The organism is uncultured Thiodictyon sp., assembly GCF_903828115.1.
GTDB lineage: Bacteria > Pseudomonadota > Gammaproteobacteria > Chromatiales > Chromatiaceae > Thiodictyon.
Window position 1 is genome coordinate 1 of the sequence record NZ_CAIKKU010000034.1, and the last position, 7516, is coordinate 7516.

The window sequence follows — 7516 nt, forward strand, 5'->3', positions numbered from 1 at the left end:
CCGGTCTGCCCGCGAGCGAGGCGGCCATCGTGGTCGACATCGTGCGCGAACTGCGCGGCCAGAGCGTCAACCACCATCGCCCGACCCTGCGCGCCTGCATCGCCATCGCGCGCGTGATGGCCAGCCGCAAACTCAGCGCCCGGGCCGACAACACCTTCTTCCGCGACATCTGCCGCGACATCCTAGACATGGACTCCGCCAAGGTCCGGCGCGACGGCAACAGTCTGACCGAATCACCGGCGGACGAGGTGATCGCGCGCATCAGTGGCCGCTCACGCCGACCCCAGGCCGTCGAGAAGGGGGTTTGACATGGCAAAATCCAGTCAGCCGGCACGTACCGTCCGCGACATCAAGACCCACGCCGGCCGGGCCGATGACCTGCACACCCCGCACAAGATGTACATGCGGCTCTTCGCCCTGGAGACGGAGCGCCATCGGCGCCAGCAGGAGCGCGTGAGTGCCATGCAGCGGGTCACCAACATCGACGCGCGTTGTGTGGAGATCGACCGGGAAAAGGACCAACTGCTGAACCTCCTGGGGGTCGAATCCATCGACTCGCTGGCGGACGGCGCGCCGACTGCCGCCCCCCGTGGGTTGCGCGCGGTGCCGCGTCCCGACCCCCGGCACGCCCGGGCCCGCGGTGAGGTGTCGGTGCAGCAGACCGAGACCCCCTACTACGAACCGGTGAAGATCCGCTACTGAGCCGCGGGCGACGGGGGGCCAGACTGATGAGCCTGCGCTGTTTCTACTGTGGTCATTGCCTCCCGCTCGACCAGGGCGGTGACACCTTTCATGGCCCGCTGCGCTGCCGGGTGTGCAAGAATGTGATGATGGTCCGCGTCGAGCGCGGACTGCTGCGCGTCATGGCGCCGTGCCCCCAGGCCGCCCCGAACCCGGACCCGGCCCCGTTGGGTGCGGGGCCGGCGGCCTTAGTCCCATCCCCAGGCGGGCCGCGGTAGACCCCAAGTCGCGGTCGCCGGCCCCCAGTGAGAGATTCACCCATGCCAGAGGCAACCAAGCAGGCCACCGCGGCCGGACGCTATATCTACGCGATCATCCCCGATCAGGGTCCCCTGACCCTGGGGCCGATCGGGCTGGAGGAGGCGGATGCCTACGGCATCGGGGACGGGCAGGTCGCCGCGGTGGTCAGCGCCGTGAAGGCCGCGCGTATCCGCCCGCAGCGCCGCAACATGGCGGCGCACCAGGAGGTGCTGAAGCAACTGCTGCAACAGGTGACCCCGCTGCCCGCCGCCTTCGGGCTGGTGGCGGACGACGACGCGGCGATCGCGCGTATCCTGAAGGACAACAGCAAGGTCTTCCTGGAGCAGTTGAAACGGGTCGAGGGCAGTGTCGAGATGGGTCTGCGCATGACCTGGGATGTGCCCAACATCTTTGAGTTCTTTGTCGGTACCCACGCGGAGCTGCGGGAACTGCGCGACAATTTCTTCCGCGACGGCGGCAAGCTGACCCAGGATGAGATGATCACCCTGGGCAGCCGCTTCGAGCGCCTGCTCGACGAGGACCGGGAGAACTACACCGAGCAGGTCGAGACGGTGCTGCGTACCTGTTGCCGTGAGATCAAGCGCAACAAGTGCCGCGTCGAAACCGAGATCATGAACCTGGCCTGCCTGGTGCCGCGGGCGGACCTTGAGCGTTTCGAGCAGGCGGTGCAGCAGGCGGCGCACCCCTTCGACGACAACTACGCCTTCGACTTCAACGGCCCCTGGGCACCCCACAACTTCGTGGAGATGGATATCCGGCTCTAAATAACGAGTCAAGAAGTTAAACGCAAACACCATCGTTGTCGTTGTCGTTGTCGTTGTCGTAATCGTTGTCGTAATCGTAATCGAGGTTATCGTAGCGCCCCGGATTCTTGCGCACTCCAAAGTGCATCGTTTCTCCGATTACGACAACGACAACGACAACGACAACGAGCCTGCCCGATCGCCCGACTGGTATCCCGAATTCCGCTTCGCGCTACGAGGACGGTCAAGGCAATCCGACGCCCGTTTGGCGTAGCGGTGGCGCCGTTCGCCAATCAGGAAACCGGCCGCGACTGAGCGGCAAAGAAGCGCATCATTTCCCGTGAGGCGTCGGGTCCCTGCTCATCGGTGAAGCTGCCGCGGCGGCTGCCGCCCGACCAGGCGTGACCGGCGCCGTGTACCAGCCACTGTTCGGCCACTACCTTGCCGTCGGGTTCCTCGTGTACGCTGTGCGTGTAGTTGTGACCGGTCCCGGCGCGACCCTGCGTGATCCGGGCCGCCGCGGGTTGCTCGATCGACTGGGCGACGATGTGATCGCTGTTGCGCGGATGCACCGTCTCGTCACGCTCGCCGTGGAACACGATGATCGGGACCCCCTTCAGGCACGCGTCGGCCGCCGGTGCGGCGGCACCGTTCATTGCGGCGAAGGCCGACGCAAAATCACTTGCCGCCGCATAGGGCATTCCTGAATGGGCGCCGACCGCGGCATAGATTTCGGGATAGGTGGCGCCCATGATCACGGCCATGGCCCCGCCCGCCGACAGGCCGGCGCAGTAGACCCTGGCCGGATCGACGTGATACTGCTCGATGACCGCCCCGGTCATCCCCGCGATGAGCGAGGGTTCGCCCTGATCGCGCTGCTGATCGGGGGCCTTGAACCAGTTCCAGCACCGCGTCGCGTTCGCCGCCGCCGATTGGGTCGGATACAGCACCAGACAGGGCTGGGCCTCGGCGATCTCATTGAAGCGGGTGCCGGCGGCGAAGTCATCCGCGCTCTGGCCGCCGCCGTGCAGCATGACCACCAAGGGCAGCGGCTGGCCATGGTAGGCGGTGGGGACATAGAGTTTGTAGGCCCGGGTGCCGGCCTGATTGGTGAATGAGCCGGTCAGGAACCTGCCCGGGGCCTGGGTGCTGTCGGGCTCCTGCCGGTCGGTCCGCGGCGCGGTCGGCAGTTCAAAGCGCGTCCCGATCCCCGGTGCCTCAGTGCGCAACCTGGCCAGCAAGTCCGGCAGGAACCCCACGGGTTCGCGCACCGGCAGCAGCTTCGCGGGGCGCGCCGCGGCGCCGTCGCCGCGCCAGGCCGTTTGGCCCCCTGGGGTACCGGCCGGCATCAGGCGCAGCAGTGTTTGTTGGATCTTGTCGGTCGCGGCGACGGGGCCGTCGCGTTGCAGCAGCGACATCGCCTCGCGCATTCCAGCCAGCATTTGTTCGTTCATCGTCGTTCAGCCTTGCGTGTTTGGTGGCTAGCGGATGCGCCCGGCCAGCGCGCCCTTGACGGCGGGGCTGGCGTGCAGGGCGCCCAGCACCACCACCGATTCGATGGTGGCGAGCGCCAGTTCCGGTGAGACATCGGTGCCGATGCTGGCCAGACCCAGGACCTGGATCTGGAGTCGCTCTCCGGCCCGCTGCACCGCCTCCAGATCGGCGCGCGAGTAGTGTTGCAGTCCGAGCACCAGGCTCTTGCGGGCGATCGTCTGGCGCACCACCTCGGCGTGGGTGCTCAGTTGGTTGCGGATCGCGGTGCGAATCAGGTCGGTGCGATTGGAGTAAAAACCCTCCTGCACCAGCAGGTCGATCTGACCAAGGTCGACGAGCCCCAGATTGATCGTGATCTTCTCGGTCTCGCTGACTTTCTGACGAATAGCGTGTACGCTCATGGGGCGATTGACCATCCATATATCATCCAGGTGGATGATATTCTAGGCGCTGCACGTCGCTTGTCAATCGGAATATTCCTACCCCGGGTCGCGCAGATCCGGTGCAGACGATGCCGGTCCGCGGGGCTAGTCTTGTCAGCGAGGGTACCGGTGATCGCAGTCACCGCATCCATGGACCAGGCATCGCGGGATGCTTGGCCCCATGGCGACTGGGCCCGGGAGGACAAAACGGAGGGCGGGATCATGATCAGACAGGTAGGGGTGGCCGTTATCGGCGCGGGTCTGGCGGGCCTGGCGGCGGTCGCGGAGATCCGCAGGGCCAAGCGGGACTTCGTTCTCATCGACGATGGTGGACTGGGCAGCACCTGCGCCCGGAGCGGTTGCGGGCCGTCCAGGCTGACGGCTCACCTGACTGAGTTGCCGGCGCAGCGCCGCTCCTGGCACGGTTGCGGCACCATCGGGGCCGGGCCCTGGATGGATCAGGTGCGGTGCCCGGCGCTGCCGTGGGAAGCGCGCGAGGTCGCCGCGGACCCCCGGTCGCCGGACGACTCCGAGGTTGCGTCCGACGCGCTGATCCTGGGGGAGGCCCGCTTCATCGGCCCCACGACGCTGCGGGCCGGCGGTGCCTGGCCGGCGTTGGACCAGTCGCACCTGCTGACCGGGCAGACGGCCTTCGGTCCCGCGGACCCGGGCCTCGCCGGGTCAGGGCCGGGGCCTGTTGCGGGTCTATGTGGACCGCCGGGACGGCCGGGTCCTGGGTGGTGCCATGATCGGCCCCGGCTGCGAACACCTGGCGCAGGCGCTCGCCTGGGGTGTGGAGCGACGACTGACCGTGCGGCAGATGGTGCAAATGCCCTTCGATCACCCCGGGGTCGGCGCGGCCCTGCAGGAGACCCTCAGTGAGTTGGTCCTGCGGCTTGGCCCCACCCCGCTGAACCCCCCAGCGCTGCGTCGCTCGATCAACTGGCCGGGCCGGTCGGCGCGGGCGCCGGCCCGGGGTGGCAAGCCGATTAGCCTAGAAAGAGCAGTTCTCTCACAGAGACACAAAGATCACAAAGAGTGAGAGCAATTGCCGGATTCAGGATTAGCAGCCCGTTACCCCAAATCCGGCGATTAGTCACGCCAAGCCGCCAAGACGCCAAGAAATTCCAAAGGATGTGCGCAACATGCTGACCACCCGATGAGCCTTGTAGGGTGGATAAGGCGCGCGCGATGAACTTGCAGACCGGACGCAGCGCTTGATCGCGCCGCATCCACCAGGCGTCTGCCGACCGCTCGTTGGCTGAGTTTCGACGCTAATCACCTTAGGCGATTAGTGCCATTACCTCAGCTCGCCTCAAGCTGCGACTCGCGCCGAGCCGAGCCAGCGTTCCGGGTAGGGCTGTGGGGGTAGGTTTGCAGCGGGCGTGGGGCGAGCGAGGCCGAGTCGGCCGGCCGCGGCTGAACTACGATGCCAATCGCCCGTGCGGTTGCTAAATGATACCGCAAAACCTGCGAATTCGTATCCGGCGCAGTCCCATAAGTACCAGCAACGGACCCAGCATGACCAACGTCGCGGGTTCGGGAATGGATGTGATTTCGATTCGCGCAGTTGCGATGGTTCTCCCGAACTCCATAACGTCTTTCGAGTTCTTCCCGACAAGAAAGTCAATGGTGTCGCCAGGAGAAACTGCGAACGAGCCGTTGTAACCCACCGAACCGTGACTGTAAATATCACCCTCGTACAATAGAGCAGTGTTGAAGAGAACGTATCCGCCGGCGCTGGTGTATAAGCCCTCCACCCCCCCCCAGTAGCCCTGGAAAGTGGAGGATAGGGAGGCCCAACCGCTAACGCTGCTGGTCCAGCGCACACCCGCTAAGTCGGCGACCGATGATGGGTCAAATTCAAGTCCCGACGGGCTACGGTTGACCTCAGGATAAGTGGACCCGGTGTTCCATCCGTAATATCCCTTGTCATAGCATTCCCAGCATGAGTTTGAAAAGACGTTGAATCCCCCTGTCGGAGTAGCTTTCCAGCCGTAACTCCAGCCCGAAGAAGTGGGGTTCGAGCTAGCGTCGAACTGATCCGTGGCATTGTACACGATGCCTGCAACGGCCAGTGTCGTGGACCCTGCCAAGAGTAAAATAACGAGCGGGATAATTCTCTTTGCGCACGAATTGACCATAGATATTCCTGTAATATGCCGGTCACAGATGATTGCACCGGCCAAAAGATAGTGCTGTCCGCATTGGCTGTTTATGACCAGCGGCGAGTTTTCAAGCGATTGCTTTGCAAGCTTCCCCCGCGTTGCCGGAACTCAACAGCTAAGCCGGCCATACGCTAAAGGATAGCCGGTCATGTTGGGGACATCCGTGGTCTTGTCGTCATCCCGGCATGTACCCGTGTAGCTCGTCAACATCGTTAGACATCTTAACTTCGCAATGAATGGTAGGATAGTTAATTCTTGTAAATCCGGAAATCACCTTAGGCCCTGCTCCTGCGAGTCACTTGAGGCCGCCTGCACCGCGTCCATGAAGTCGCGGCAGGTCGCCGTCAGGTCCTTTCCCTGCGCATGCAGGTCCCCGCCGATCAGCAAGCAACAGTCGTGCCCATAGAAGCCGATCAACTCCGGGATGCGTTTGAGTCCCATCCCCCCCGCCGGCACCGGGAAGATGGCCCGCCATGCCCCCATGGGTCCGGTGGCCGCGTCCACAATGTCACGGCACTCCCGCGGGGTGAAGGCGAAGCGCCCGCCGTAGCTCGGGAAGATGGTCGCGTCCGCCCCGGCCAGCCGGTTGAGCTGTCCGTAGAGCACCCCGTGGCCCAGGCCGGCGTCCGGGTGCAGGGTGAAACTGCCCTGAAAGGCCGGGTGGCTCAGGATCGGCAGGGCCAGGGTGTCCTCGTCGGCCAGGGCGCGCATGGCGTCGAGTCCAGCCAGCCCCGGGCAGAACAGCAGGCCCCCGGCGCCGCACCGCTGCGCGTGCCGGGCCCGCCGGGCGATCTCCGCCGCCGGGGCCGTGACATTGGGCAGATAGAGCGCGCGCCCGCCGGTCTCGCGATTGGCGCGCATCACCGCCTCGGCACAGCGTGCGACGCGCTCCTCGAAGGGGCAGAAGCACTGATCGGTGAGCCCGTGGTCATCCTTGATCAGGTCGATTCCGCCCCGGGCCAGGCGATAGGCGAGTCGCGCCAACTCACTTGGGTTCAGGCCCATGGGCTTGAGCGCGGTGCACAGCAGCGGCCGGTCCCGGACCCCGAGCAGGTCGCGCAGCCCCGCCTGACCGAAGCGCGGCCCGCGATAGAGTCGTCCCAGCGACTCCCCCAAGTCGAAGCCCATCAGCCGGATGCCGGGTTTGATGCTGATATTGCCGAACAGGCAGTTGACGAGCTGGGTCAACTCCCGGCCGGCGACCTCCACCGGATAGCGGATGACCGCCTCCCAGCGGTCCGCGCCCAGGGGCTCCAGGGCGGCCACCTGACCGACGATCTGCTCGCGGATGGCCGCGCTCGGGATCAGCTCATCGGGGAACTCCACCGTCTGCTCGAGACAGAGGTCACGCGCCCGCTGCCGCGCCTGCGCCGCCGTGGGGGCGCCGGCGAGGTGGTAGATGGCGGTGAAGCGCTCACCGCTCAGGGTCAGTGGGCGGTCTTGGGTGGTCATCGGCTTTTCCTGGAAGGCGCTGTCGGTACTCGCTCGCACGCTGGAGTATGGAAGCTGGAAGCAAGGGCAGATTCGCTAAGCCGGCCTTGAGCATAATCGTGCGACACGAAGTCGCGTAAGTAATTGTTCTACTGGAAGTCTCTATATGGCGACCTGATGGAACCGACGGTTTCTCCCGTCGTAGCCTAGGAGCACATGCGAGACTGGTAACGGTCCGGTGTGAAGCTGCTCTGAC

Annotated in this window: 10 protein-coding genes; 6 read left to right on the forward strand and 4 right to left on the reverse strand. The window is 65.2% G+C overall.

The window, feature by feature from the left end; all coding sequences use genetic code 11:
- From QZY48_RS01125 to QZY48_RS01145, 5 genes are all read left to right on the forward strand, one after another.
- A partial coding sequence (locus QZY48_RS01125) for a hypothetical protein (RefSeq protein WP_295426602.1) occupies window positions 1-308 on the forward strand: 308 nt, incomplete at its 5' end.
- 1 nt (window position 309) lies between these two features.
- On the forward strand, window positions 310-702 hold the full coding sequence (locus QZY48_RS01130) for a hypothetical protein (protein WP_295426603.1): 393 nt from the start codon (window positions 310-312) through the stop codon (window positions 700-702).
- A gap of 26 nt (window positions 703-728) precedes the next feature.
- Window positions 729-959 carry a hypothetical protein gene (locus QZY48_RS01135; RefSeq protein WP_295426605.1) on the forward strand — a complete coding sequence of 77 codons (231 nt, stop codon included), beginning with the start codon at window positions 729-731 and terminating at the stop codon, window positions 957-959.
- Between the two features lie 42 nt (window positions 960-1001).
- A complete protein-coding gene (locus QZY48_RS01140; RefSeq protein ID WP_295426606.1) occupies window positions 1002-1766 on the forward strand; it encodes a GvpL/GvpF family gas vesicle protein in 765 nt (254 codons plus the stop codon).
- A 121-nt stretch (window positions 1767-1887) separates the two neighbouring features.
- Window positions 1888-2019: a hypothetical protein gene (locus QZY48_RS01145; protein WP_295426608.1), complete on the forward strand. Its 132-nt coding sequence runs from the start codon at window positions 1888-1890 to the stop codon at window positions 2017-2019.
- Window positions 2020-2038: 19 nt separating this feature from the next.
- Here QZY48_RS01145 and QZY48_RS01150 read toward each other — a convergent pair whose 3' ends face one another.
- Together QZY48_RS01150 and QZY48_RS01155 are read right to left on the reverse strand one after the other, a co-directional pair.
- Window positions 2039-3199: a PHB depolymerase family esterase gene (locus QZY48_RS01150; protein ID WP_295426609.1), complete on the reverse strand. Its 1161-nt coding sequence runs from the start codon at window positions 3197-3199 to the stop codon at window positions 2039-2041.
- A gap of 27 nt (window positions 3200-3226) precedes the next feature.
- Window positions 3227-3655 (reverse strand): CopG family transcriptional regulator, encoded by a 429-nt coding sequence (locus tag QZY48_RS01155; RefSeq protein ID WP_295426610.1) that lies wholly within the window; start codon window positions 3653-3655, stop codon window positions 3227-3229.
- A gap of 703 nt (window positions 3656-4358) precedes the next feature.
- On the opposite strand from QZY48_RS01155, the gene QZY48_RS01160 reads away from it, so the two are divergent.
- Window positions 4359-4703: a hypothetical protein gene (locus QZY48_RS01160; protein ID WP_295426611.1), complete on the forward strand. Its 345-nt coding sequence runs from the start codon at window positions 4359-4361 to the stop codon at window positions 4701-4703.
- A 409-nt stretch (window positions 4704-5112) separates the two neighbouring features.
- Here QZY48_RS01160 and QZY48_RS01165 read toward each other — a convergent pair whose 3' ends face one another.
- On the reverse strand, window positions 5113-5805 hold the full coding sequence (locus QZY48_RS01165) for a hypothetical protein (RefSeq protein WP_295426613.1): 693 nt from the start codon (window positions 5803-5805) through the stop codon (window positions 5113-5115).
- A 294-nt stretch (window positions 5806-6099) separates the two neighbouring features.
- Window positions 6100-7281: a RuBisCO large subunit C-terminal-like domain-containing protein gene (locus QZY48_RS01170; RefSeq protein WP_295426615.1), complete on the reverse strand. Its 1182-nt coding sequence runs from the start codon at window positions 7279-7281 to the stop codon at window positions 6100-6102.
- Window positions 7282-7516 lie beyond the last annotated feature (235 nt).

Excerpts from the sequence above, each read along its gene's own strand:
- QZY48_RS01130 (WP_295426603.1), top strand. The coding sequence starts at position 310 with ATGGCAAAATCCAGTCAGCCGGCACGTACCGTCCGCGACATCAAGACC.
- QZY48_RS01135 (WP_295426605.1), top strand. The coding sequence starts at position 729 with ATGAGCCTGCGCTGTTTCTACTGTGGTCATTGCCTCCCGCTCGACCAG.
- QZY48_RS01140 (WP_295426606.1), top strand. The coding sequence starts at position 1,002 with ATGCCAGAGGCAACCAAGCAGGCCACCGCGGCCGGACGCTATATCTAC.
- QZY48_RS01150 (WP_295426609.1), bottom strand. The coding sequence starts at position 3,199 with ATGAACGAACAAATGCTGGCTGGAATGCGCGAGGCGATGTCGCTGCTG.
- QZY48_RS01155 (WP_295426610.1), bottom strand. The coding sequence starts at position 3,655 with ATGGTCAATCGCCCCATGAGCGTACACGCTATTCGTCAGAAAGTCAGC.
- QZY48_RS01165 (WP_295426613.1), bottom strand. The coding sequence starts at position 5,805 with ATGGTCAATTCGTGCGCAAAGAGAATTATCCCGCTCGTTATTTTACTC.
- QZY48_RS01170 (WP_295426615.1), bottom strand. The coding sequence starts at position 7,281 with ATGACCACCCAAGACCGCCCACTGACCCTGAGCGGTGAGCGCTTCACC.